The sequence below is a fragment of the Hyphomonas atlantica corrig. genome (genome assembly GCF_000682715.1).
Lineage (GTDB): Bacteria > Pseudomonadota > Alphaproteobacteria > Caulobacterales > Hyphomonadaceae > Hyphomonas > Hyphomonas atlantica.
The window spans coordinates 224,690-248,551 of record NZ_AWFH01000012.1 but is presented as its reverse complement, the minus strand read 5'-3'; the positions used below and the strand labels follow the sequence as shown (position 1 = coordinate 248,551).

Sequence of the window (23,862 nt, the reverse complement as noted above, 5' to 3'; positions counted from 1 at the left end):
AGATCAGCTGGCCTCCATCGCCGCCAGTTTGCGCGCACGATCTTCCGTGATCAGCGCTTCGACCACATCATTCAGCTTGTCGCCCGTGATGATCTTGTCGAGCGAGTAAAGCGTCAACCCGATCCGGTGATCCGTGACGCGGTTCTCCGGATAGTTATAGGTGCGCACCTTCTGGCTGCGGTCACCTGAACCAATCTGGCTGGCCCGCGCCTCGGCGCGTTCGGCGTCGCGTTCAGACCGTTCTTTCTCGTAAAGACGAATTTTCAACTGTTCCATCGCCTTCTCGCGGTTCACGTGCTGGGACTTTTCCGAACTGGTCACAACGATGCCCGTGGCAAGGTGCGTGATACGAACCGCTGAGTCCGTCGTGTTTACGTGCTGCCCGCCAGCGCCCGAAGACCGCATTGTATCGATACGGATGTCTTCTGGCTTGACGTCGATTTCGACATTTTCCGGTGCAGGCAGAACGGCCACGGTCGCCGCGGACGTGTGAATGCGCCCCTGCGTCTCCGTTGCGGGCACGCGCTGCACCCGGTGCACGCCGCTCTCCCATTTCATATGACCGAACACGCCGTCGCCGGATACGTTCGCGACGATTTCCTTGTAACCGCCCGCATCGCCTTCAGAGGCATCGACCACTTCGACCTTCCAGCCCATGGTCTGTGCGTAGCGCGTATACATCCGGTAGAGATCGCCCGCGAAAAGTGCCGCCTCGTCCCCGCCCGTTCCGGCGCGAACTTCCAGCACGATGTTGGCCGCGTCATCGACGTCTTTCGGAAGAAGCAGAACCTGCATCTCCTGCTCAAGGTCCGGCAAGCGATCCTTGATGTCCTCGAATTCCATTTCGGCAAGTTCTGCCATCTCGGCGTCGCCGGACGACATCAACGCCTCGGCCTCTTCAAGCCCCTTGCGCGCAGCCATCACTTCCCGCGCCTTGTCGACCACGGGCTTCAGTTCGGAGTGCTCCTTCGACAGGGCGATGATTTCGTCGGTTTCCGTGGTCGCGCCCATGCGCGCCTCGACTTCCTCGAAACGTTCAACAACCTGCTGGAGTCGGGAGAGGGAAAGAGTAGCCATCCGCGCCATTTAGAGTGCTTTTGGCCGCCTGATAAGTCCCCCTCCGCTGTCAGCCCCCTATCCGGTGGTTATGCGCAGCACTTCCTTGCCGGCCAGCACGATCAGCGTAATCGATGCAAGCGCGAAGACCAGGAAGCGCAGCGTTACTTTTGGAGACAGGATCTGAACGAAGGAGTGCAGGACCCGCAAGCCGACATAGATCCACGCCAGCAGGGTCGCGAAATGATCGCCGCCCCCCGTTAGCGCCGCGAAGAACATCAGCGCATAGAAGACGGTCGGTTGCTCGTGCAGGTGGTTGTAATTGTCGGCGACCGAGCGAACATTTGCCGGCAATTTGTCCCCATAGGTTCCCGGATGGCGGGCATCGTCGGGATTGATCTGCGCCTTCTGCATGGCCGGAATGCGCGTGGCATACATCCAGAGCCACATGACCAGTGTCCAGACGATCAACGCCAGGACGGGGTGAAGAAATTCGACATTAATTGGCATTTTGGCCTCCCACAGCTTTTTCGTTCCGCAGGAAGCTTATGCCCTATTCTGCAGCCTGAACAGCACTTTGGTTAATGCCCGCATCGGAAAAATGCGCCTGCACGAAGGCGATGAACGTGTCGATATCTTCAGACACGACGCTGTGCCCGCCCGGCCGGAGCCACCATGCAATTCCGGCATCGGCATCGAAATCCTGTTTCATGCCGCCGCCTGGAAGGCCGGTTATTCCCGCCGCCTCGTAAAGGGATGACGCTGCCTGCGCCGCGCGGAATGAAGAGTTTGGATCTGACCAGACATCCCGCCGTCCATTTCCGAGCAGCACGGGTGTCGGCGCCAACAATCCCAGCAATTGGTGCTGGTCGACCGGTAGTTCATCCACACGATCAAACCAGTCCCGAGCCTGGGGTGCGAGCCAATGCGGATAGGATTCTCCCATCCGTTTCAGGCCTTCGCCGGTTTGCGAGCGCGACAGCGACGCCCCGGCAAACCCCGCCTGATGCGCGATGACACCATCAATGCGATTGTCCCACACACCCGCCAGCAACGCCGCCTTGCCGAAACGGGAATGGCCGAGCAAAACTGTGCCATCCGGATCGATATCTGCCCGGGTCTCCAGAATTTGAGACGCTGCCGAATAGGCATAGGCCCACGCCATCAATGTGCTGGTCGGCGCGACGGGGCCTCCAAGATTTGCCATCACGTCTCGCGCCTCTGCCCGACGGTCAGAGACGAAATCCGATCCATAGAAGCTGGCATACGCGATGCCGGCATCCATGAACCGCTCCAGCGGCACTTTGGCGATGTAGGTACCGAATATCTGTGTCGCGACGAAGCCAAACGCCCCTTCCATCTCGCTGCCATCGCAAATCGTGTCGTCTGTGGCGGTCACCGGATAGCCGGGAAACGCCGCGCAATTGCTGGAAAAGGTCTGACTGATGATGACTGGGTGTGGCCCCGGCGCAGCGGGGGTGGCGACAACGAGATGAAACAGGCTGGCGCCGTCGCCTTGTCCGATCGTGACCGGAATTTCCTCCAGTCGTCCCTTACCGCCAAACAGGCTCGCATCCACCAGGCGAGACTCGCCCCAGCTGACCGGCAAGCCTTCTGGCCAGGGCCCATAGAGAACTGCTTCGAACCTCTCCATCATCTGACCGCGATAGGCATCGTCTCCGAGCATCGCGGCGACATTGATTTCCGGTTTCGGAACGGGCTTGTTTGCAGTTTCGAGACTCGCATAGTTCAGGCCCAGCATCGTGCAGCTGCTCATCACAAGCGCCGTCACGAAAATTAGCAGGATCAGTGGCAGGCGCACGAGAAACCAGACGCAAGCACGAAAAACTGAAAGCATGAGCCACTCCGACAAACCAAGCCTGAAATCTAGCGACATTTGGCTGAGCGCCTAGCCCCTCACGGAAAAGTGGTTACGTCGCCAACTTGTCTTCATACTGCGCGCGATAGCGGCGCGAGCCTGGCACTTCGGCACCCGTGTCCAGCCGAAGCGTCACATCGCCTTCCCCTGTGGGTACGATCTCGCTGACACGGTCCAGATTGACGAGGTGAGAACGATGAACGCGGACATGCCGGTCGCCCGCCGCCTGCAGAAGCCGCGACAGCTCGGTCAAAGTCATGCGCGCCAGATACTCCCGCCCTTCGGTAACAACTTCAACATAATTGCCGGCCGCCTTTGCCGAGATCACGTCTGGCGCGTTCACGAAATAGCTGCGCCCACCGGATTTCAAGGTCAGTCGATGCAAGTCTGTGGCGTCGCGCTTCGCCCCGCGTTCGTCGAGCGCACGTTGCTCCACCATGCGGTTCAGCCAGAACAGGGCAGCAATCAGCGTGTAGGTCAGAACGTCCTTGCGGAATTCATAGAGCCAGACCGACACATCCGTGAGGCCAAACTCATACGGAACACCGAAAATGATCGGGCTGAGAAGCTTGCGGATCGCGACCATTGCGAGAATGTGCACGACAGAAAAGGCAATCGTCGCGGTCGCATGGACCAGAAGATTGACCTTCCACGCCTCCGCCGTCAGCGGGAACCGGCTGAGCATGAAAGTGATAAACGGCGTCAGCGCCAGGATCACTCCATGCGAGCTGGCCTGACTAAGCCAGGGCAGGTTTGGATACGGGTCGCCCGTCCGCAGCAACACGTGCTGATCGGACAGGGATTCCACGACGAAAGACGCAAACAGGAAGCACGCGAAGTACAACCACGTTTTGCGATCTGCGCGCCGGTCGGCCTCCAGTTCCGGATGTGTTGAGACGATCTCCATCGGGGTTTCCTGCCACAGCCCACGTCATAGCCGGAACACAAATATCAGAATTTCGTCCCCGAACGCCGCCATTTGTCCCGGGCGGACACAACTCGTCACCCCTGGCCACCTGATGCCCCACTCCAGCTGACTTGGTGCCTCTTGAAAGCGAGGGTCACGCCAGCCCCTCTGGAGACCGCCATGCCACACGCCCCCGCCTTCCCCCGCCGATACGATCTGGACTGGCTACGTATCATCGCGTTCGGCCTGCTCATCCTCTATCACTCAGGCATGTTCTACGTGACTTGGGGCTGGCACGTGAAAAGCGTCCACGCCGGTCCCGAGGCCGAATGGGCCATGCTGCTGCTGAACCCCTGGCGGCTGTCGCTTCTCTTCTTCATCTCCGGTGTGGCACTACGATTTGCGGCGGACAAACTCGGTGGCGGCAAACTCGCGCGGGAACGTTCGGTACGTTTGGGCCTGCCTATCCTGTTCGGCATGGCGATTGTCGTAGCACCACAGAGTTGGCTCCAACTGGTCGAGTCCGGGGAGTTCTCCGGCAGCTTCTGGGCTTTCTGGCCCCAATACCTCGATTTCAACTCAGACTTTTCCATCACGACACCAACCTGGAACCACCTCTGGTACATCGTGTACCTGCTCGCCTACACGCTGTTGCTGGCCCCCTTCGCTGGCCGTATCTCACGCCTGATGCGAGGGCCGGGCGCGCGCGTGACGCAGGCGCTCTTCGCTGGCAAATGGGGACCGGCCACGGTGCTGGCCCTTCCGGTCCTGCCACACATACTCTACCGCCTGACGCTCGATCCCTATTTCCCGATCACGCATGATCTGACGAATGACTGGGCCAACCACGCCCACAGCCTGACCATGCTCATGCTGGGCTTCGTACTGGCAAAAGATGCCCACTTCTGGTCGGCCATCCGCCGCGCCCTGCCCGCCGCCATCGCCCTTGTATTGATCCTCGGGATCGGGCTGTCGGCCATTTGGGCACAGTGGGAAACCCTCAGCACCTCTGGTGAGTGGGACTGGATCATCTGGCCAGCGCGAATGGCCAGGCTTGCCTATGCCTGGATCGCAATTGCTGCCCTGCTCGGGCTCGCCCAACGTTTTCTAAACCGTCCGAGCCGCGCGCTGACCTATATGACGGAAGCGATTTTCCCCTGGTACATCCTGCACCAGACGCTGACAGTGATGCTCGGCTACTGGCTCACCCGCCAGGGCCTGCCGGTTGGATTGGAGGCCGTGCTGGTCGTTGGCGGAACGTTTGCCGGATGCGCCTTGCTGCATGAACTCGCCATCCGCCGCGTCGGCTTCCTGCGGCCCCTGTTCGGGCTGAAGCCTGCAAGCCCGTCCGGGGCGGCTAGAAAGGCGAACGCGGCAAGGACAGTTTGAATATGATGCCCAACGCCCGAAGCACGAAAGCAGAGACGAGCCCCAGAATGAAAGCGAGGAATTCGTCACCGAGCCAAAGACTGGTCAGGAAATAGACCAGAGATCCCAACAAGGCCGCCGTGGCGTAGATTTCGGACTTCAACAGAAGCAGCGGCTTTTCGTTTGCCACAACGTCGCGCAGCAAGCCGCCGGCGCTGGCGGTCATTGTGCCCATGATCAGCACGACCGGCCAGCCATGCCCCAGCGCCGCAGCCTTTGCCGCGCCCGTCACGGCGAACAACGCCATGCCAATCGCATCTGCCCAGCGAAGGGGCCGGAAATTCTCCAGCCAGCGATGGAAGAAAAACGCTGCAAGACCTCCCGCGATCGCAAAACCGAGCGTTTGTGTGTCCTCTAGCCAGAACACTGGCTGTGAGAGGATGAGGTCACGCAACGTACCGCCACCAATCGCAGGCAGGAAAGCCATCACGATCACGCCGAACAGATCCATCTCCTTGCGTACCGCGACGATGCCGCCGGAAATCGCAAAGACGAACACACCGATACGGTCGGTAAACAGGAACAAGAGATCAGGATTCATGCGCCGATTAAGACTGGCGACGGCACCAAATCAATCCCTGCGATGCCTGCGGCGGTGATGATCATGATCATCGGCGCGCGCCGTATCATAAGCACGATTGCGCTCCCAGCAGCCGCATTCCGTGCTCCATGTGAAGCCCTCGCCGCGGCCATTTACCTTCAAAGAAGATGAAGTCATCTCGCCCGTATCGGTGTTGCCGAACATGTCGACATAGCCGTCGCCATTGGTATCGCATTGATAGAAACTGCCGGTGTTTACGCACTCATTGTAGCCGACCCATTGCGTGGTGTCGTAATTTGTCGCCCCCGCACCATAGGGAGTCGCGCCGCCATAGCCGGTCGAACCGTAGGGCGAATATTGCATGTCATAGCTTGCCTGAGCGAGCCCCTGCGAGATGGCCTCCAGCTCCGCCGTGGTGCAGGCCGACAGACAGAGAGCCGCAGAGCCCGCCACAATTCCGGTAAACGTCCTGATCATTGCGCGCGTCCCCTTTCCAGCCCGCTCGAACAACATTGCCAGACTGTAACCTTGGCAAGATGAACACAAGTCAACGAGCCAGGCCGGGCCGGAGCTTTGATCATTTTGCGAGATCGTCTTGTGAAGTGATGCCTGGCAGGCCTATTATTTGACGAAACAGGGATAGGCTTATGAAATCACTCACCAAATTCGTGCTCGCCAGCATCGGTGCATTTCTGGCGCTGTCGCTTCCGGCGCACGCGCAGGGTACGTGCCCGAAAGGCCGCGAGCTTGTGAACACGCTGATCAATTCGATCAACGCCATTCCGGGCGATCCCAACAAGACCAAGGCCTATGCGATCATATACTGGAAGCGCGCGACCTATCAGGTCTTTGATGAGCCAGAGATCATGTCCCAGATATCCCGCTGCACCTATCCCGCGGGGAGTTGTGGGCTTGAGGCAGACTATTCCGGCACGCGGTTCAACAAGCTCGTCGAATACAAAAATGCTCTGACCTCGTTCAAGAATGGGAATACGAGCGTGGAGCCGCGCCAACCCATTGATGCGCCATTTCCCGATGACGGCATGCTTGAATGGGCTGAAGGGGTTCTGGGCTGTACCACATCCGAACCTGCACCCGCCGCGCCTCAGCAAGCGGCGCCGGACCCGGAATGGGTTGGTTATGACGCCGCACGTCAGGCAGGCGGCGACCAGTTTTACCAGTGGTGGCGCAAGAACTTCGAAATGCGTTCCACCACAGACGCGTTTGAGCTTTGCCGCACATTCGGATCTTCCAGCTATGAGTGCAGCCTGGTCGCAGAGTGGACCTATCTGAATTCAGGTCGCAATCCCTATACGGGCGGCACCACCCAGACCTTCAATGGGACCTATTCTGATCAGGATCGCGGCTACAATGCAGGCTATGAAGGCACGGTGCCGAAGCCGACCTATACCCCGCCAACGTCGAACGAGCCACGCTGCTATGATCAGGGCGACGGGACGGAAAAGTGCTTCTACGACTGAAGACGGTGCCTATTCCGCCGCGACGGTCTCAGCAGCCTCCCGCTGGGCTTTCAGGCGTTCGGCCTTCTTCTCGACCAGCTCGACGATATGCTCGACCATGTCGGCATTCGACACATTATGGTCCGGTCGACCGGACACGAACATCTTTCCGCTTTCCTTGCCACCGCCGGTAAAGCCGAGATCGGTCATGGCGGCTTCACCGGGGCCGTTCACGACACAGCCGATAATGGAGAGCGAGATGGGCTCTGAAATATGGGCTAGGCGCTGTTCCAGTGTTTCAACTGTCTTGATCACGTCGAACCCCTGACGCGCGCAGCTTGGGCAGGCGATGATGTTCACGCCGCGGGTACGCAGGCCCAGTGACTTCAGCATTTCGAAGCCGACCTTCACCTCTTCCACCGGATCAGCAGAGAGCGAGACGCGGATCGTGTCACCGATGCCGGACCACAACAATGTCCCCATACCGATGGAAGATTTCACTGTTCCCGTCCGCAGGCCGCCAGCCTCCGTGATGCCGAGATGCAACGGCGCGTCCGTCGCCTCGGCCAGCTGGTGATACGCCGCGACCGTCAGGAACATGTCTGAGGCCTTCACCGAAATCTTGTATTCGTGGAAGCCGAGATCATCGAGAATGCGAGCATGGTCCAGAGCGCTTTCGACCATCGCATCCGGACAAGGCTCACCATATTTTTCCAGCAGGTGACGCTCCAGAGATCCGCCATTCACGCCGATCCGAATGGAACAGCCATTGGCCCGCGCCGCGGCAACCACTTCCTTCACTCGCGCAGGAGACCCGATATTGCCGGGATTGATCCGCAAGCAGGCCGCACCAGCGTCAGCTGCTTCAATACCGCGCTTATAGTGGAAGTGAATGTCCGCCACGATCGGCACCGGGCTTGCCCGGCAAATCTCCGGCATCGCCGCCGTTGATTCCTCCGTTGGGCAGGAAACGCGCACAATGTCCGCGCCTGCCTCAGCGGCACGCTCGATCTGCGCGATCGTTGCCGCCGCATCTTCTGTCGGCGTATTTGTCATGGTCTGAACCGCGATTGGCGCGTCTCCGCCAACCAATACATTGCCTACGCGGATCTGACGCGATTTGCGGCGCTCGATGCTGCGCCAGGGACGAATGGCATTATGAGACATGGGCGCGAAGTCCTGTCCGGTGACTGTCGTGCATCACATGGCCGGTCCGGCGACGCATGGCAAGCCTAGCGCGACGCCTTGTTGCCGCCATTGGCAGCCATCGCCGGGGCCGCCGCATCTGCTGCGCGGCTGATCTGTTCATCAATACTGGCGGAAAAGACCGGAGTTGCTTCTGGTCCGAGGGGACCGACCGTTACATCGCCAACGCGCCATTCAAACGCGCTGCCATCACGCGCGGAAACCGTCCAGCCTGCATTGAGGCGCGGGAAATAGCTCTCACCCTCAGCCATCACACGGCTGCGGAAGATCGTGCCATCCGCGCCGCGCACTTCCAGCCAGCCCTGCTTCACGGCGACCAGCTCCAGGGGCAAATCCTTCGGTGCCGGGCGTTTGGACGTTTCAACATCTGCAAACAGGCTGTCGCGCGCGCCATTCACGGCGACGACGCCAGCCTGGGGCTCAAGCTCCACATTTGGGCGAACCAGTTGCGAAACGCCAATCGCGCCCGCCCCCAATACGACCAGAAGTGCCGCCGCAGCGACAGCGAGCGGCCATCTCGACTTCTCCGGGCCAATCTCGCCAATCTTCGGAACTGGAGCATCATTCTGCACTTCCTGCACCGCGCCGCATTCCTGACTGTAAACGCGAATGACTTCTTTTTCGGGAAGCTTCAGATATTTGGCATAGGTGTTGAGGATCGCGGTCAGATAACCGCCGCCTGGAAGTTCACCGACTTCCATACGCTCGATCCACATCAGATAGTCCTTGCGCATCAACGTATCGCGAGACACGTCCGCAATCTCAAGGCCCAGCGTCTCACGCACGCGGCGCAGGACCTGACCCATGCGCAGGGCCTCGCCTTCAAACTCGCGCGCCTTGAAGATCTCCATTGCCCGCTCATGCGCGCTCACGCCATCAGCGCTCGGCGCAGCCGTTTCCGGGCCGGTTTCAACAAGATCTTCGCGGGTCAAATCGTCGTGTGCCATATTCATCCAGCTTATCGATACAGCGAGGGGGTCCCCTCCCTGCACCGCAATATCTGGTCCATGAATGTGGTGATTATATGGGCCAGAGCGTATTAACCATCAGAAAGCTCGATCCCATGATCGGCTGCCAAGGCTAACACTTGGTTACGGAAATCCTGCTCGGGCGCATCCAGCGCAGCCAGAAAGTCCGGCTGGAACGCCTGCAGATCCAAGGACCTTATCATTTGCTTGACCGGTCCAATAGATCCTGCCGACATCGACAATGCAGTGAATCCGAGCGCGACGAAGCAGAGCGCTGACAACGGCGTTCCGGTCGCCTCGCCACAGGCCGACATGCGGATGCCGTGCGTCTTGCAGGAATCCGATACCTCTTTCAGGAAACGCAGGCCGCTGGGTGACACCAGATCGTAGCGTTCCGACACATGCGGCGTCATCCGATCTGCGGCGAAGAAGAACTGCATCAAATCGTTCGTCCCGACCGAAAGGAACGATGCCTTTCCGGCCAGTTCCTTCAGCCCATAGGCAAGCGCCGGCGTCTCAAGCATCACACCAACTTCTACTTTAGCCGGGGTGCGGCCCGTGCGCTGCGCAGACCATTCCACTTCCTTCATCAACAGATCCCGCGCTTCCTCGAATTCGGAAACCACGGTCACCATCGGGAACATGACGGTCAGCGGGCGATCCCCTGCCGCGCGAACGAGTGCCCGCAACTGACGGCGGAACAGGCCCTTATGGTCGAGCGCGAACCGGATGGAGCGCCATCCGAGGGCCGGGTTTTCCTCCCGCTGCAGATTCAGCGCGGGCAGCACCTTGTCGCCGCCGAGATCCACAGTGCGGAAGACGACCGGTTTGCCTTCAGCCTTGTCGAGCACCGTCTTGTAGAGCTCGATCTGGTCGTTTACCCGCGGCAGGGACTCAGACACAAGAAACTGGAACTCAGTCCGGAACAGGCCGACCCCATCGGCGCCTGCCTGTTTCATCATGTCGAGATCCAGCTCCAGGCCTGCATTCAGCATCAGGGACACATCGGTCCCGTCCTTCGTGCGCGCGGGCAGATCCTTCAAGGCAGCATAGGCCGCCTGACGTTCCGAGCGGAGGGAGACTCGACCCTTGTACGCATCGTACAGAGAGTCATCCGGGCGAATGTGCAGCGTGCCTTCTTCGGCATCCACGATCACCCAGTCCCCCTGATCAATCCGCGTTGTCAGCCCCTTGATGCCGCCGAGCGTGGGGATACCAAGCGCGCGCGCCACGATTGCGGCATGAGAGGACGCCGCCGCCTCTTCCATAAGAATCGCCCGCAGGCCCGTGTTGGAGTATTCCAGCAACTCGGCAGGCCCCAGACGCCGGGCGACGAGAACGCTACGTTCTTCGCTGATTTGCGGCTTGCCCTCTTCCCCGCCAAGGATGCGCAGCAACCGGTTGTCGAGATCTTCGAGATCGTGAAGGCGCTCTCGCAGGTAGGGGTCACGCGCACTTTGCAGGCGGGCGCGGTGTTCGCGGCGGGCACGATCTACCGAAGCCTCTGCCGAGAGGCCGGACTTCACGCCTTCCTGCAGCTTCTCGGCCCATGACGGGTCATGCGCTAGCAGCCGATACGTCTCCATCACATCGCGCGGGTCTTCGCCAAGTGCGGCGCCGTCGAGCGACATCATGCGATCAATCGAGGCCTTGAGTTCCGCCATACCTTCCGACAGGCGATGGCTTTCCGTCACCTGATCCGCTGCGAAGAATTTTGCGGCGGGCACGACCGGATCATGCAAAACGGCGCGGCCATAGCCGAGCCCTTCGCAGAACACACGCCCTTCCAGTGACGCAGTGTTGCGCTCTCGCTTCTCATCCGTGCCGCCATTGTTCAGGGCGTCCGGATTGATGCGATCGACGATCTCTGCGAGCACCATTGCAATGGTCTGCAAATTGTCGACTTCTTCATCATCATAGGCCCGCTCGGTGCGGTTCTGGACGGTCAGCACGCCAATGACGCGGCCACCACGCAGGATCGGCACGCCAAGAAAGGCGTGGAACGGGTCTTCTCCGGTCTCTGGTCGGTAGGAAAAGGATGGATGACGCGGCGCGTCCTGAATGGCCATCGGCTCAGCGCGACGCGCAACAAGACCGACAAGCCCTTCATTCGCGGTGAGGCGCGTTGCGGCGACCGCGTCAGCTTTCAGACCTTCAGTAGCGATCAGCAGCAGGCCGCCATCCTGCAACCGCAAATAGATGGAGCAGACATCTGCAACCATTGTGGAGGCAATCAGCCTTACAACCTTGTCGAGCCGCGAACGTGTTTCGCCTTCCTCCGCCATGACCTGGCGGAGCCGGTTCATCAGCAGTCGCGTCGCGGGCAGATTATAAGGCATGGTCAGCCTGTTTGTCGCAGCCTCTGTCAGGCAGCGTCAAGGCCGAATGCGGTATGAAGTGCCCGAACGGCAAGCTCAGTGTAGGCATCCCCGATCAATACAGAGATTTTGATCTCGGACGTGGAAATAACATCGATGTTGATGCCTTTTTCGTACAATGCCTTGAACATGGTCTCTGCAACGCCGGTATGGCTGCGCATTCCCACGCCCACGATGGAGATTTTGGAAACATCGCGCACGACTTCGAGGCGCTCATACCCGATTTCTTCGTGCATGCCTTCCAGCGTATCCCGCGCAATCGGGCTGTCCCGATCGGTACAGGTGAACACCATGTTGGCCTGCTCAGGTCCACGTGCCTGCGCCTGGACGATCATGTCCACGTTCACGCCAGCCCGTGCAAGGGCAGAGAAGATCTTGGCGGAGATACCTGGTTTGTCCGGAACTCCGTAGAGCGTGACCTTGGCTTCATCCCGTGAATAGGCAACGCCGCTAACAACCTGTTTTTCCACGATTTCTTCCTCTGAGCAGACAATGGTTCCGGGATTGGGCTCACCAGGCTTCAAAAAGCTGGACAGCACCCGGACAGGCACATTGTGATTCATCGCCATTTCTACAGAACGCGTCTGCAGAACCTTGGCACCGAGGGATGCGAGTTCCAGCATCTCCTCAAACGAGATTTTCTCGATCCGTTGCGCCTTGGGCACGATCCGCGGATCGGTCGTATAAACACCGTCGACATCCGTATAGATGTCGCAAACGGTCGCATTCAGCGCAGCAGCCACAGCCACGGCGCTGGTATCGGAACCGCCCCGGCCGAGCGTGGCGACACGTTCATCATCGGTTACCCCCTGGAAACCGGCAATAACGGCGATTTCCCCCGCATCCACCGCATCCGGCAGCATGGAATCGTCAAAGCCCATGATCCGCGCGCGGCCGTGGCTCTTATTGGTTTTCAGGCGCAATTGCCATCCAAGCCAGCTGCGCGCTTTCAGGCCTCGACGGCGCAGGGCCAAAGCCAGAAGACCCGCAGTAACCTGTTCACCTGAAGCAACCACGACATCGTATTCATCGTCGAATTGCTCGCGTGGCAGATTATCCCCCGCCGCGCCCTCGGCATAGCCGACCAGCTTGTTCGTTTCGCCCGACATGGCAGACACGACGACAGCCATGTGCTCGCCCTTTGCCGCGCGATCTGCCACAATGTCTGCGACATTCGCGATGCGGTCGAGGTCTGCGACCGATGTGCCACCAAATTTCAGAACCGTGCGCGCCATTTCGCCCCATAACCTGTCGTCTTCTTGGGATATCCCACTATATTCGCTCTCCATAGGGGGTGTTCCCCGCCGGATCAAACAGGTTTCTTGAACTATGACAGTAGCAAAAGACAGGGTGAACGACGCCCCCGCCACGCCGAGCATTGATCCGGACGAAGTCGCCAAGTTCTCAGCAATGGCAGCAGACTGGTGGAATCCGCGTGGCAAGTTCCGACCGCTCCACAAGTTCAACCCCGTTCGACTTCGCTTCATCCGCGAGACTGCGGAACAGCATTTCAACATCTCGCCCAACGCAAAACGCCCACTGGAAGACCTGCGCTTGCTGGATATTGGTTGCGGCGGCGGACTGGTGTGCGAGCCGATGACCCGGCTTGGTGCGTCCGTCACCGGCGTCGACGCCTCTGAAGCGAACATCAAGACCGCCTTGACCCATGCACAGGAACAGGGGCTGCAAATCGACTATCGAGCCGGCACCGCCGAAGGGCTGATCGAAGCAGGCGAGCCGAAGTTCGACATTGTTCTCAATCTGGAAGTGGTCGAGCATGTCGCAGACCCGCACCAATTCCTGAAAGATACCGGCGGGCTGGTAAAGCCAGGCGGCCTGATGATTGTTGCCACGTTGAACCGCACGGCGAAGGCGCTCGCCACGGCAGTGATTGGTGCAGAATATGTGCTTGGCTGGTTGCCGCGCGGCACGCATGACTGGTCGAAATTCGTGACGCCCGAAGAAGCCGATGCCGGACTCACCGCGTCCGGACTGATAACAGAGGATCCGATTGGCGTGTCGTACAATCCGCTAGGCGACAGCTGGAAACTCTCTGGCGACACGAAGGTGAACTATATGATCGTTGCCCGGAGGCCAGCAGAATGACGAAGATCCCGACGCCCGCAGACGTACTGGACTATTGGTTGGGGAACACGCCAAACTCCGTCGACGGACTTGAAGAAAAGCACAAGCTCTGGTTCGGAAAATCTGACGCAACGGATGCCGAAATCCGGGATAAGTTCCTGCACCTGCTAGAGGACGCCTCTCACCTGCCCTTCGCGGATGACTGGGCTGCCGAAGGCCCGCGTGGACGCCTTGCCGCCATCATCGTGCTTGATCAGTTCAGCCGCAACCTTTTCCGGAACGACGCACGAGCGTTTCATCAGGATTCGCTGGCGCTTCGTCTGTGCAAGGACGGGCTAGCACTGAAGGAGGACGAAAAGCTCTGCGAGACTGAACGCGTATTTTTCTATCTGCCGCTGGAGCATTCGGAGGTTCTGGAGGACCAGAAGCAAAGCGTCGCTGTATTCAAGAAACTGGCCGAAGATGCCCGGCCTGACTATCGCAGCTTTGCTGAGAACACATACGACTACGCTATCCAGCATTTGAAAGTGATTGAGAAATTCGGGCGCTTCCCGCACCGCAATGCTGCGCTCGGCCGGGAGACGACACCTGAAGAGGCCGAATGGCTGGCCAAAGGCGGCGGGTTCTAGTCCAGCATCTCAGGCCCGCGCGGGTCGAGGCTTTTGCTGATGTCCTGCTGCATGGCTCGGGTCAGCGTGTAGCGCGATGCGACCAGTGCTGCGAGCCCGTACAGGATGAATGGCAAGACACAGAAAACCAGCAACAGGCCATGCAAGGCGTCTGGTGAATTGACTGTTCCCGGCTTGAACCCGGCGACCCGGCCGAGAACGAAATATCCGATGCCGAACGCAAGGCTGCTGCCGATCTTGTAGGCACTGGTCAGCAGGGAATAATAAATGCCGGCCCGGTTCTCCCCGGAACGCGCAGCCTGATACTCCACCACATCCGCCGCCATGGAGCGCGCGATCACGACAGGGGCGCTGAAAGCCGCACCATTGACGAGCGCACCGACAAGCAACGCGCCGAAACCGCCCCCTGAACGACCGGCAATATAGTAAATGATGTAACTGGCCATCCCCATGATGACGGCGCAGAGGAAGGCTGTGTGCTTCTCCGTCATCGCCGAGAATTTCAGCCATAGCGGAAGCGCCGCGACCGCCGTCGAGAAGAAGATCATGAGGATGACGCTGGCCATGGAATCCGACAGGCCGAACACGTATTCCGCAACGAACAGATAGTTTGATGCGGTGATGGCCACAGCCGTTCCCACCAGCAATTCCATCGAGAGGACGACACCGAGAAACTTGTTTCTCAGGGCCGCGATCATGGCCTTGAGGTCAAACTTCATGGCTTCGCCCCGGTCGCCCCGCATCGGATTGTCGGGAACGAATGTGCACGACAGGAAGGCGACAATCGGCAACGAGATGAGCAAGGCCCACCCCATCACGGCCACTTGTCCGAACCGGTCGACTTCAAAACCCGACACCGCCAGGATTGCAGGGACGGCCAGCAGGGCCAGCATGGAGACGATGCTGATCACCTCCGCCCAGGTAAAGAAGCGCGAACGGTCGTCATAGTCTGTTGCAATGGCCGGAACCCAGGCTGATCGCGCCGTCTGCAAGAGGGTAAACCCGACATAGAACAGGATCATCCACACCACGAAGTAGGCCGGCCCTGCCCCCCGTTCCGGCATGTAAATGAAGTAGGTCGCGATCCCCAGTAGTGGAACGCTGAGCACGATCCAGTGGCGCACGCGTCCCCACGGGCTGCGATAGCGGTCCACCACAAAGCCCATGATCGGATCGGTCGTGATGTCCCAGAAGCGGAGCACCATGAACAGGAATCCTGTCAGCTCCAGCCCTAGCCCCACCTCGTTCGCATAGAGCGGCGCGAGATAGACGGCCAAGGGCAATCCCACCCCTGCCAGCGGTATGCTGAGCGAGGAGAAAGCAAGCACTCTCGGTAAGGACAGGCGCGGGCCACGTGCGTCAGTCATGGGCTCAGCCTGCCCGCGAAAAACGTGACGGCCAAGTCATTTTTTTATTTGCACAAAGCTTGACGTCGCGGCGGTCGGGCCTGACACGGGAAGAAAGATACGTTTGGAGGAAGCAAACCCGATGCTGAAGAAAATCCTGTTGGGCCTTGTCGCGCTGGTCGTGATTCTTGTTGCAATCGTCGTGTTCCGCACCTTTACCTATGGCGGCGCGGCGTCGGGCGAACGTGTTGACCTTCCTACAGTGCCAACGGTGTCGGCAGACAGCGCGGCAACGCATCTGAGCGAAGCAATCCAGTTCCGCACCATCACAGTCGCCGCGGGTGACCCACGCCCCGGACAGAAAGGTCCGTGGCTGGACCTGCACGCCTGGCTGGAGACAACTTATCCCGCCGCGCACAGCGCCATGAGCAAGGAACTCGTGCCCGGTACACTGACACTGCTCTACACTTGGCAAGGCACGGACAGCTCGCTCGACCCCCTATTGCTGATGGCGCACCAGGATGTTGTGCCCGTGAACATTGGCACGGAAGACGACTGGACCGGCGCGCCGTTTGCGGGGGAGATCGTGGACGGTTACGTCTACGGGCGTGGCGCGCTTGACGACAAGGGCAGCCTCGTCGCCCTGATGGAAGCCGCAGACGCGCTGGCCGCCGATGGTTTCCAGCCAAAGCGCACCGTCTATTTCATGTTTGGACACGATGAAGAAATCTCGGGAAGTGGCGCAGAAGCAGGTATCGCCCTTCTGAAATCTCGCGGCGTCACGCCGGTCATGGCGCTGGATGAAGGCTTCGCAATCGTCGACCCCTCTCCCCTGACTGGCAAGCCGATGGCCTTCATCGGCATCTCTGAGAAGGGGTACCTGACGCTGACCCTGACTGCACTTGCCGAAGGTGGGCATTCTTCAACGCCTCCGCGCGATTCCGCAGCTGTCCGCCTGGCCCGTGCGATTGTGGCACTGGACGAGAACCAGATGCCTGCCGACTTCTCGAAACCTCCGGTCTCAGACCTGTTCCGAGTATCTGCACCTGACCTGCCATTCACGCAGAAAATGGCCTTCGCCAATCTGTGGCTGTTCGGAGGTTCGGTCGAATCTGCAATGGCGGGCATTCCTGCCGGCAACGCCATGATCCGCACGACCACCGCACCGACCATGCTTGTTGGGTCCGCCAAGGAAAACGTGCTGGCCCAACGCGCCATGGCGACAGTAAACTTCCGGGTCCATCCGAACAACACTGTGGAAGATGTCATCCAGCACGTGAAGGATGTAACATCCGACATCAAGGGGATCGAAGTCACCGTCTCTGATGGCGGGATCAGTGGCAGTGAAGCCTCGCCCGTCTCACCAACGGACAACAAGGCGTACGCCGTTCTGGCCAGTGTGGCAGAAGCGGCTGGAAACGGAGCGCCAGTCGCGCCGGGTCTTGTTCTTGGCGCCACGGATGCGCGCTATGCCAGCGCGATCACCAATAGCGTCTACCGGTTTGCACCTTCCGTTCTCAACCCGACAGATCTGAACGGATTCCACGGCACGAATGAGCGCCTTGCCGTCGACAACATGAAACGATTGTCGGAAGGTTATGCGCAGATCATCGTCGCCATGGATGAGGGCGACTGATCCACACGCCCACAGAAGAAACCTAGTGTTGCTGGTGCCTGTTCCAGCGAAACAGGTGCGCGCCAGCAAGGCAGCACGCGCCTATGACGGTGAGATGCGTTTCGTAATCGTGCAGGGACTCTACAAAGGCGCCCGCAACCAGCAACGCGCCCCCAAATGTGGCCAAGGCGCCGAAGACCAGACGAGTCGTGGGGCGGCGGGTCTGCGTGAATGCCAGAAGCGCAATCGGCAGCGCAATCATGACCAACGCCTTGTGCACCCATTCGGCCTCCGCCACCGTTGTCATCAATGGCATGACCGAGCCAAGCACTGGCAAGGCCAGACAATGCACCAGGCACAGGCCTGAAAGACCAACCGCCATCGTATCTGTTTTCTGAATTTTCACCTGAGAACACCCCAAAATGTTATAGTGTATCTTTTAGGGATTCCTCAGCGCAGGTTCAACCCACCAAATCAGCCGATGAACATGAAAGCGAACCCTCGCCGCGCGGATGCGGGCGATCATTCAGGTCTGTGGAGTTGGTCTCTCGTGGAAAACGTTTGATGCCCCCCGCCCCCAGGCAAACCCGCGGGAGGCATCAAACTCCCCTCCCACCGTCATGCAGTCGCGGGTACTGCAGGACGGTAAGCTTCAGCATTCGATGTGAACTCGGCATGGCCGTAGCGTTTCAGCAGGCGGCGAATGCGCGCAGTCAGGCGACGATCGGCCATTTTGCGCAATCCGGGCACGGACAGCGCAAACCGGTAGAGCGCCATCTTGGTCGCAATATAGGGAAACAGTACCGCCGCGACAGCATATTCACTTGCGCCAACGGGCACGCCAATCTCCCGGGCGCGATCACTGTCCCCGTTCAGGAAATGCTTCACCAGGACAAGCCGGGCGAGCCGCTTTTCCAGGGCATTGAAGATGCGATGCCCCACTTTCTGATCCGGCGGCAAATATGCGTCCAGCGTCGCGCGCACCAAAGTTCCACACGTCTTGTCGTCAAAGCCTTCGCGGATTGATGCGCCCCGCGCATTCATGATGTCGACGATGCCTTGCGGTGTGTCCATCAACAGGTCTTCCGGCAAGCCTAGCAGGTAACAACGATAGCGGCTGAACTCGACCCGCGCGCGCTCTTCTGCGGTAAACTCGGTCCGTCCTTCATCCAGCATCTGATAAGCCAGAAGGAACACGTCGATCAGTCCGGCTGGCATCTGGTCCACTTGCGGCACCGGAATGCCGTAAACGGATTTATCCCAGCTTTTCATGCGGCGCAGAATATTGAACCGGACCATGGAATGCATCAGGCGCACCATGGCGGCGGCCTTGAACCCTTCACCGCGCGGCTCCAGCGCGCCCGGCAAGGTCGTCACAGTGAAGAAGGTCGCGGTTTCGTTCACACGGCGGGAGGCCGTGGAATGACCCAGGGTGCCGGTCATCGCCATTGGCAGGGCGGTATACTTGTTGAGGAAAGTTGCCAGAAACGCTCCCCGGATCATCCAGGGCGATGTCACTGCCATCGGCAGGCGGTTCAGTCGCGCCCCTTCCCGCACAAGGTCCATGTCCAGCCAGTCCGGCCGGGTTTCCATTTCCTCGATCAGCGCGACCAGTTCCTTCGGCGCATCCGGCACAGCGTCGATGCCGTGGTCACACGCCGTCGTCAGCATGTCGACCAGACGCTTAAACCCGTATTCTCCCATCAGCGACGCGTAGGCATCCGCTGTAATGTCCCCCAGCATCGTGTACGCCTTCACACGCTCCTTCATGTCGGCGGGCGGTGGCGGCAGGTGGCGCAGTGATTTTGGCAGGGAACTGTCTTCGACCTGCTCTGTATAGCGTTCCGGAGTTGCGGAAAAATCCACGTCACCATACATCACCGGCAGAGCGGTTTTCTGGCAGGCAATCCGCTCCTGAACCTGGGCGAGCGATGGGTGCATCAGACTGTTCCTGTCGTATTACTTGCAGTTCCAGATACATAATGTAAGCAATCCTCATATTTTCCACTCGCATCGCAAACGATGGGTCAGATTTCGGATTGAGGACTATAAGTGACTGAAAAGTCTAGAAGAAAACCAAGGCAAGCGCGTGCGCAGGCCACTGTTGAAGCAATTCTCGAAGCAACGTTTCAGCTTTTGGAAGAGAGCGGTCTCACGAAATTAACCACAAATCGCATCGCTGAGCGTGCGGGCGTCAGCATCGGCACGCTGTATCAGTATTTTTCTGATCGCGAGGCCATCCTCTTTGCGCTCAGTCAGCGCCAAAGCGATAATGTGCGCAAGAAGATCACCGAACTCGTGCTCGAAAACCCGGAAACATCTGCCGTCCGGGCGATCATTCGGGCCCTCATGAACGGACCGACCGGGTCACACCAGACGCGGTTGATTTTGTCGGATGCCCTCTTCCGCTCAGGCGGCAGCGATGTGATGAGCCGTCAGCACTTCGCCTTTCTGGACTCTGTCAGCGGACAATTGAGCTTCGACTTCCCACACGGGCGCGAAGCGGCCTTCATCCTGACCCACACGGTTGTGCAGCTCTTGCGCGCCGCGGCTGCCGAGCCGGAGCTGGACCTCAATCCTGAAGTTCTGGAAGATGAACTGGTCCATTTGCTGGAAAGCTACATCGAAAACCTGACGTCGCGCTTCGCTCCCGCGAAATCCTAGCCGCTGTTGAAGTGGCCCCAGATGCGTTCTGCCAGCGCCTCGCTGACACCTTCTACGGCCATCAGATCGGCCACTTTAGCCCGCGAGACTCCCTTGGCCGACCCGAAATGGTGCAGCAGGGCTTTCTTGCGCGCTGGGCCGACGCCCTCAATCTCGTCCAGCGGGGAGGATTTGATCGCGGCGGACCGCTTTGCCCGGTGCGCACCGATGGCCCAGCGGTGAGCCTCATCGCGCAGGCGCTGGAGATAGTAGAGCACCGGAGCTGTTTCCGGCAGTTTGAAAGGCGCGCGGCCCGGCCGGAAAAACTGCTCCCGACCGGCATTTCGGTCCACACCCTTGGCGATGGAAACGAGGTTCACGTCCTCCGGGGTCACACCAATTTCGGCTAGCGCTTCGATCACGGCGTTCAGCTGTCCCAAACCGCCATCAATCAAAACCAGGTCCGGCCAGTTTGCACCATTGCCCTCTTCGCGTTCCTTCAGGGCGCGAGAGAAACGACGCCGCATCACTTCGCGCATCATGCCATAGTCATCGCCAGGTTCGATGGCCGTGTCCTTGATATTGAACTTGCGATAGGCGTTCTTCATGAAGCCTTCCGGTCCGGCAACAACCATTCCGCCTACGGCGTTTGAGCCCTGGATGTGGGAGTTGTCGTAAATCTCGATCCGGTCCGGCGAGGCGTCCAACTCGAACACTTTCGCCACTTCCGCCAGCAGGCGCGCCTGGCTCGCCGTTTCGGCCAATTTGCGCGACAGGGCTTCTCCCGCGTTGCGCGAAGCCTGAGCCACAAGGTCTTTCTTGCCACCGCGCTCCGGTCGGCGCACCTCAACCTTGCGCCCGGCCTTCAGCTCAAGCGCTTCCCCAATCAACTCGGCTTGATTCGGCAATTTGTTGACAAGAATCAGTTTCGGCGGTGGGCGCTTGTCGTAGAATTGCACAAGAAAGGCTGACAGCACTTCCTCTGGTGTCTGTTCCCGTTCGTGACGCGGATAATGCGCCGTCGCGCCCCAGTTCTGCCCGGCGCGAATGAAGAAGACCTGCACGCAAGATACGCCGCCATCCATCTCGATGGCGAATACATCTGCCTCTTCAATATCTTCCGGATTCACATCCTGGCTGGCGCGCACATGGGCCAGCGCGCGAATCCGGTCTCGCAATCGCGCCGCGCGTTCAAATTCCATTTCCTCCGCAGCTGCTTCCATGTCTGCCGCAAGGCGCTTCTGAAGGTCTGCCCCCTTCCCGCGCAGGAAATCTGCCGCCTGATCGGCCAGCGCCTGATAATCCTCGGTCGAAATCAAATCGACGCAGGGCGCAGCGCAACGCTTGATTTGGTGCAGCATGCAGGGTCGGGTGCGGACACTGTAGACGCTGTCCTCACAGGTGCGCAGAAGGAACGCCTTTTGCAGCGTATCGAGCGTGCGCATCACGGATCCCGCGCTGGCGAACGGACCGAAATAGTCCCCCTGATCCATCTTCGAACCACGATACTTCTTTATCTGCGGGGCTTCATGATCGCGACGGATGAGAATGTAGGGGAAGGATTTGTCGTCGCGCAGCAAAACGTTGAAGCGGGGCTTCAGGCTTTTGATCAGACTGGCCTCGAGCAGCAGCGCCTCAGTCTCGGTCTCTGTGACGACGAATTCCATCCGCTTGGTCATGGAGATCATGCGCGCAATTCGCTGCGTATGACCGCCCAGCCGCGCATAGTTCGACACACGTGCCTTCAGGTCTCGAGCTTTGCCGACATAGAGCACGTCATCATGCTCGCCGAACATGCGATACACGCCGGGCTTGCTCGGCAGCCTTTTCAGATTGTCTTTGATGACATCGATGCCCCGCAGGGACGTCGCGCCGGAATCAGTCGGGTCCATAACTCAACAGATAGTCCGGCTTTCCGCCGGATGCGAGCCTTAGCCGAAGTTCAACATGTGATGAAGCGCAAACCGGGAATCCAGCATCCAGCCCGCGCCGAAGCTGAACAGCATAACCAGCACGATAGACGATACGAAGGACCGCCCCTTCTTTGGCGTATGCTTGCGGTTCGCCGCCTTCACGAGAATGAGGAAGAACAACAGCGCAATGAACACCGCCATGAAGAAGACTTTCTCCATGTCAGAGAGATGGTCGACCCAATCGGTGACGTCCAGAATGATATCGTTTGCCACTTCCGCGATCTTGTCGAGCATCGCATTCAGCAAACTCATGTCCAGTGATACGCTCATGTCTCCCCGCAAATTCCCGTCCTGGGAACGCTTTCATGCTTGTTTCAGGAACGAGGAGTGTCTCACACATGGCTAAAATCCAGCCCTAGACCGGCATATGAATTTACCGCATTCGATTCAGGCATTGGAAAGGAATTTTCCCGGCTGCGGCGGTTTTCCCCCTGCCCGGCTCTTGCCGCGCGCCAGCCGCAGGATTAAGCCGACGCAAACGCCAGCCGAGCATGACACGCACAGGAAATACTCATGTCTGAAACCCTTCGCCTTTCTGAAGCCCTGGACCGCGTAAAGCCTTCCGCCACTATCGCCGTCACCACAAAAGCGAATGAACTGAAACGGGCCGGACATGATGTGATTGGCCTCGGAGCGGGCGAGCCGGATTTCGATACGCCGGACAATATCAAGGAAGCCGCCATGCAGGCGATCCGCGATGGCAAAACCAAGTACACACCCGCCGATGGAATTCCGGAACTGAAAGAAGCAATCTGCGCCAAATTCCAGCGCGAGAATGGCCTGACCTATACGCCGAGCCAGATCCATATCGCGCCGGGCGGCAAGCCGGTCATCTATAATGCCTTTGTCGCGACGCTAAATCCCGGCGACGAAGTCATCATCCCGGCGCCATATTGGGTGTCCTATCCCGACATGGCGCTGATGGCAGGCGGCACGCCCGTGCCGGTCGCCTGCGGACCGAACGCCAATTACAAGCTGACGCCGGAAGCGCTGGAAGCTGCAATCACGCCGAACACCAAATGGCTGTTGCTGAACTCACCGTCCAACCCGACTGGCGCCGCCTATACGAAGGAAGAGCTGCGCGGCCTGGCCGATGTGCTGCTGCGCCACCCGCATGTCTGGACGCTGACCGACGACATGTATGAGCACCTCGTCTATGACGATTTTGAGTACTTCACGATCGCGCAGGTCGAACCGAAACTGTTCGAGCGGACGCTTACCGTGAATGGCGTGTCAAAGGCTTATGCCATGACGGGTTGGCGCATCGGCTATGCTGGCGGACCGGAAAAGCTGATCACAGCCATGCGCAAGGTGATCAGCCAGACCACATCCAATCCCTGCTCCATCAGCCAGTGGGCCGCGGTCGAAGCGCTGAACGGGCCGCAGGACTTCTTGCCCGAACGACGCGCCGTTTACCAACAGCGCCGCGACATGGTCGTGGCTGGCCTCAACGCTGCCGAGGGCATCACCTGCGCGACGCCAGAAGGCGCTTTCTATGTCTACCCGTCCTGCGCGGGCGTGATCGGCAAGACCGGCCCTTCCGGAAAAGTCATTGAGAGTGACAAGGATTTTGCTTCCGAACTGCTCGAACAGGAAAAAGTCGCCATCGTCTTCGGTGAAGCTTTCGGCCTTTCCCCAGCATTCCGCGTATCCTACGCGACCTCCACAGAGGCACTGCAGGAAGCCCTGACCCGCATCCAGCGCTTCTGTGCGAACCTGTCATAAACCAATGGTATAGAGGGGCTCTA

General features: G+C 59.3%; 22 protein-coding genes. 7 read left to right on the top strand and 15 right to left on the bottom strand.

Going from position 1 to position 23,862, the window contains the following annotated elements; translation table 11 throughout:
• Nucleotides 1–3 precede the first annotated feature (3 nt).
• The 4 genes from prfA to HY36_RS08535 all read right to left on the bottom strand — a co-directional run bounded on the left by prfA (nucleotide 4) and on the right by HY36_RS08535 (nucleotide 3,842).
• Nucleotides 4–1,077 carry a peptide chain release factor 1 gene (gene prfA / locus HY36_RS08550; protein ID WP_035551402.1) on the bottom strand — a complete coding sequence of 358 codons (1,074 nt, stop codon included), beginning with the start codon at nucleotides 1,075–1,077 and terminating at the stop codon, nucleotides 4–6.
• Between the two features lie 57 nt (nucleotides 1,078–1,134).
• Complete coding sequence (locus HY36_RS08545) at nucleotides 1,135–1,566, bottom strand: MAPEG family protein (RefSeq protein ID WP_035551122.1); 432 nt, start codon at nucleotides 1,564–1,566, stop codon at nucleotides 1,135–1,137.
• A gap of 43 nt (nucleotides 1,567–1,609) precedes the next feature.
• The gene (locus tag HY36_RS08540; protein ID WP_035551120.1) at nucleotides 1,610–2,914 is read right to left on the bottom strand and encodes a hypothetical protein; all 1,305 of its coding nucleotides are present in this window, start codon (nucleotides 2,912–2,914) and stop codon (nucleotides 1,610–1,612) included.
• A 73-nt stretch (nucleotides 2,915–2,987) separates the two neighbouring features.
• On the bottom strand, nucleotides 2,988–3,842 hold the full coding sequence (locus tag HY36_RS08535; RefSeq protein ID WP_035551118.1) for a LytR/AlgR family response regulator transcription factor: 855 nt from the start codon (nucleotides 3,840–3,842) through the stop codon (nucleotides 2,988–2,990).
• A gap of 180 nt (nucleotides 3,843–4,022) precedes the next feature.
• On the opposite strand from HY36_RS08535, the gene HY36_RS08530 reads away from it, so the two are divergent.
• Nucleotides 4,023–5,231: an acyltransferase family protein gene (locus tag HY36_RS08530; protein ID WP_035551116.1), complete on the top strand. Its 1,209-nt coding sequence runs from the start codon at nucleotides 4,023–4,025 to the stop codon at nucleotides 5,229–5,231.
• Here the strand turns inward: HY36_RS08530 and HY36_RS08525 are convergent.
• Both HY36_RS08525 and HY36_RS08520 read right to left on the bottom strand, forming a co-directional pair.
• The gene (locus HY36_RS08525; RefSeq protein WP_035551112.1) at nucleotides 5,200–5,811 is read right to left on the bottom strand and encodes a trimeric intracellular cation channel family protein; all 612 of its coding nucleotides are present in this window, start codon (nucleotides 5,809–5,811) and stop codon (nucleotides 5,200–5,202) included. The genes HY36_RS08530 and HY36_RS08525 overlap by 32 nt on opposite strands.
• Before the next feature lie 30 nt (nucleotides 5,812–5,841).
• On the bottom strand, nucleotides 5,842–6,288 hold the full coding sequence (locus tag HY36_RS08520; protein ID WP_035551111.1) for a hypothetical protein: 447 nt from the start codon (nucleotides 6,286–6,288) through the stop codon (nucleotides 5,842–5,844).
• 170 nt (nucleotides 6,289–6,458) lie between these two features.
• Between HY36_RS08520 and HY36_RS08515 the strand changes: the two genes are divergently transcribed.
• Entirely contained in the window at nucleotides 6,459–7,292 is an 834-nt protein-coding gene (locus HY36_RS08515; RefSeq protein ID WP_035551108.1) for a hypothetical protein, read from the top strand.
• A 9-nt stretch (nucleotides 7,293–7,301) separates the two neighbouring features.
• On the opposite strand, the gene ispG is transcribed toward HY36_RS08515, so the two are convergent.
• The 4 genes from ispG to HY36_RS08495 all read right to left on the bottom strand — a co-directional run bounded on the left by ispG (nucleotide 7,302) and on the right by HY36_RS08495 (nucleotide 13,058).
• Nucleotides 7,302–8,438, bottom strand: coding sequence for a flavodoxin-dependent (E)-4-hydroxy-3-methylbut-2-enyl-diphosphate synthase (gene ispG, locus HY36_RS08510; protein WP_035551105.1), 1,137 nt, complete (start codon nucleotides 8,436–8,438; stop codon nucleotides 7,302–7,304).
• A 65-nt stretch (nucleotides 8,439–8,503) separates the two neighbouring features.
• Nucleotides 8,504–9,424, bottom strand: a complete 921-nt coding sequence (locus HY36_RS08505; protein WP_162175970.1) for a helix-turn-helix domain-containing protein — start codon at nucleotides 9,422–9,424, stop codon at nucleotides 8,504–8,506.
• A 92-nt stretch (nucleotides 9,425–9,516) separates the two neighbouring features.
• Nucleotides 9,517–11,784 (bottom strand): phosphoenolpyruvate--protein phosphotransferase, encoded by a 2,268-nt coding sequence (gene ptsP, locus HY36_RS08500; RefSeq protein WP_035551102.1) that lies wholly within the window; start codon nucleotides 11,782–11,784, stop codon nucleotides 9,517–9,519.
• Nucleotides 11,785–11,810: 26 nt separating this feature from the next.
• Entirely contained in the window at nucleotides 11,811–13,058 is a 1,248-nt protein-coding gene (locus HY36_RS08495; RefSeq protein ID WP_035551099.1) for an aspartate kinase, read from the bottom strand.
• A 94-nt stretch (nucleotides 13,059–13,152) separates the two neighbouring features.
• Between HY36_RS08495 and ubiG the strand changes: the two genes are divergently transcribed.
• Both ubiG and HY36_RS08485 read left to right on the top strand, forming a co-directional pair.
• A complete protein-coding gene (gene ubiG, locus HY36_RS08490) occupies nucleotides 13,153–13,929 on the top strand; it encodes a bifunctional 2-polyprenyl-6-hydroxyphenol methylase/3-demethylubiquinol 3-O-methyltransferase UbiG (RefSeq protein ID WP_051602640.1) in 777 nt (258 codons plus the stop codon).
• Nucleotides 13,926–14,537 (top strand): DUF924 family protein, encoded by a 612-nt coding sequence (locus HY36_RS08485; RefSeq protein WP_035551097.1) that lies wholly within the window; start codon nucleotides 13,926–13,928, stop codon nucleotides 14,535–14,537. The genes ubiG and HY36_RS08485 overlap by 4 nt, the downstream gene beginning before the upstream one ends.
• On the opposite strand, the gene HY36_RS08480 is transcribed toward HY36_RS08485, so the two are convergent.
• The gene (locus HY36_RS08480) at nucleotides 14,534–15,904 is read right to left on the bottom strand and encodes an MFS transporter (RefSeq protein WP_081806108.1); all 1,371 of its coding nucleotides are present in this window, start codon (nucleotides 15,902–15,904) and stop codon (nucleotides 14,534–14,536) included. The genes HY36_RS08485 and HY36_RS08480 overlap by 4 nt on opposite strands.
• A gap of 121 nt (nucleotides 15,905–16,025) precedes the next feature.
• On the opposite strand from HY36_RS08480, the gene HY36_RS08475 reads away from it, so the two are divergent.
• Complete coding sequence (locus HY36_RS08475; protein WP_035551092.1) at nucleotides 16,026–17,519, top strand: M20 family peptidase; 1,494 nt, start codon at nucleotides 16,026–16,028, stop codon at nucleotides 17,517–17,519.
• Nucleotides 17,520–17,541: 22 nt separating this feature from the next.
• Here the strand turns inward: HY36_RS08475 and HY36_RS08470 are convergent, their stop codons facing one another.
• Together HY36_RS08470 and HY36_RS08465 are read right to left on the bottom strand one after the other, a co-directional pair.
• Entirely contained in the window at nucleotides 17,542–17,904 is a 363-nt protein-coding gene (locus tag HY36_RS08470; RefSeq protein ID WP_206741168.1) for a MerC domain-containing protein, read from the bottom strand.
• 212 nt (nucleotides 17,905–18,116) lie between these two features.
• The gene (locus tag HY36_RS08465; RefSeq protein ID WP_035551086.1) at nucleotides 18,117–19,439 is read right to left on the bottom strand and encodes an oxygenase MpaB family protein; all 1,323 of its coding nucleotides are present in this window, start codon (nucleotides 19,437–19,439) and stop codon (nucleotides 18,117–18,119) included.
• A gap of 111 nt (nucleotides 19,440–19,550) precedes the next feature.
• Between HY36_RS08465 and HY36_RS08460 the strand changes: the two genes are divergently transcribed.
• Entirely contained in the window at nucleotides 19,551–20,162 is a 612-nt protein-coding gene (locus tag HY36_RS08460; protein ID WP_035551084.1) for a TetR/AcrR family transcriptional regulator, read from the top strand.
• Here HY36_RS08460 and uvrC read toward each other — a convergent pair.
• Together uvrC and HY36_RS08450 are read right to left on the bottom strand one after the other, a co-directional pair.
• Nucleotides 20,159–22,033: an excinuclease ABC subunit UvrC gene (gene uvrC, locus HY36_RS08455; RefSeq protein ID WP_035551081.1), complete on the bottom strand. Its 1,875-nt coding sequence runs from the start codon at nucleotides 22,031–22,033 to the stop codon at nucleotides 20,159–20,161. The genes HY36_RS08460 and uvrC overlap by 4 nt on opposite strands.
• 39 nt (nucleotides 22,034–22,072) lie before the next feature.
• Nucleotides 22,073–22,384, bottom strand: coding sequence for a hypothetical protein (locus HY36_RS08450; protein ID WP_035551078.1), 312 nt, complete (start codon nucleotides 22,382–22,384; stop codon nucleotides 22,073–22,075).
• Nucleotides 22,385–22,627: 243 nt separating this feature from the next.
• Between HY36_RS08450 and HY36_RS08445 the strand changes: the two genes are divergently transcribed.
• The gene (locus tag HY36_RS08445) at nucleotides 22,628–23,839 is read left to right on the top strand and encodes a pyridoxal phosphate-dependent aminotransferase (protein WP_035551075.1); all 1,212 of its coding nucleotides are present in this window, start codon (nucleotides 22,628–22,630) and stop codon (nucleotides 23,837–23,839) included.
• The last annotated feature ends 23 nt before the right edge of the window (nucleotides 23,840–23,862 follow it).

Excerpts from the sequence above, each read along its gene's own strand:
- ptsP (WP_035551102.1), bottom strand. The coding sequence starts at position 11,784 with ATGCCTTATAATCTGCCCGCGACGCGACTGCTGATGAACCGGCTCCGC.
- ispG (WP_035551105.1), bottom strand. The coding sequence starts at position 8,438 with ATGTCTCATAATGCCATTCGTCCCTGGCGCAGCATCGAGCGCCGCAAA.
- HY36_RS08465 (WP_035551086.1), bottom strand. The coding sequence starts at position 19,439 with ATGCACCCATCGCTCGCCCAGGTTCAGGAGCGGATTGCCTGCCAGAAA.
- HY36_RS08535 (WP_035551118.1), bottom strand. The coding sequence starts at position 3,842 with ATGGAGATCGTCTCAACACATCCGGAACTGGAGGCCGACCGGCGCGCA.
- ubiG (WP_051602640.1), top strand. The coding sequence starts at position 13,153 with ATGACAGTAGCAAAAGACAGGGTGAACGACGCCCCCGCCACGCCGAGC.
- HY36_RS08475 (WP_035551092.1), top strand. The coding sequence starts at position 16,026 with ATGCTGAAGAAAATCCTGTTGGGCCTTGTCGCGCTGGTCGTGATTCTT.
- HY36_RS08485 (WP_035551097.1), top strand. The coding sequence starts at position 13,926 with ATGACGAAGATCCCGACGCCCGCAGACGTACTGGACTATTGGTTGGGG.
- HY36_RS08495 (WP_035551099.1), bottom strand. The coding sequence starts at position 13,058 with ATGGCGCGCACGGTTCTGAAATTTGGTGGCACATCGGTCGCAGACCTC.
- uvrC (WP_035551081.1), bottom strand. The coding sequence starts at position 22,033 with ATGGACCCGACTGATTCCGGCGCGACGTCCCTGCGGGGCATCGATGTC.
- HY36_RS08545 (WP_035551122.1), bottom strand. The coding sequence starts at position 1,566 with ATGCCAATTAATGTCGAATTTCTTCACCCCGTCCTGGCGTTGATCGTC.
- HY36_RS08505 (WP_162175970.1), bottom strand. The coding sequence starts at position 9,424 with ATGGCACACGACGATTTGACCCGCGAAGATCTTGTTGAAACCGGCCCG.
- HY36_RS08515 (WP_035551108.1), top strand. The coding sequence starts at position 6,459 with ATGAAATCACTCACCAAATTCGTGCTCGCCAGCATCGGTGCATTTCTG.
- prfA (WP_035551402.1), bottom strand. The coding sequence starts at position 1,077 with ATGGCTACTCTTTCCCTCTCCCGACTCCAGCAGGTTGTTGAACGTTTC.
- HY36_RS08530 (WP_035551116.1), top strand. The coding sequence starts at position 4,023 with ATGCCACACGCCCCCGCCTTCCCCCGCCGATACGATCTGGACTGGCTA.
- HY36_RS08445 (WP_035551075.1), top strand. The coding sequence starts at position 22,628 with ATGTCTGAAACCCTTCGCCTTTCTGAAGCCCTGGACCGCGTAAAGCCT.
- HY36_RS08520 (WP_035551111.1), bottom strand. The coding sequence starts at position 6,288 with ATGATCAGGACGTTTACCGGAATTGTGGCGGGCTCTGCGGCTCTCTGT.
- HY36_RS08480 (WP_081806108.1), bottom strand. The coding sequence starts at position 15,904 with ATGACTGACGCACGTGGCCCGCGCCTGTCCTTACCGAGAGTGCTTGCT.
- HY36_RS08525 (WP_035551112.1), bottom strand. The coding sequence starts at position 5,811 with ATGAATCCTGATCTCTTGTTCCTGTTTACCGACCGTATCGGTGTGTTC.
- HY36_RS08540 (WP_035551120.1), bottom strand. The coding sequence starts at position 2,914 with ATGCTTTCAGTTTTTCGTGCTTGCGTCTGGTTTCTCGTGCGCCTGCCA.
- HY36_RS08450 (WP_035551078.1), bottom strand. The coding sequence starts at position 22,384 with ATGAGCGTATCACTGGACATGAGTTTGCTGAATGCGATGCTCGACAAG.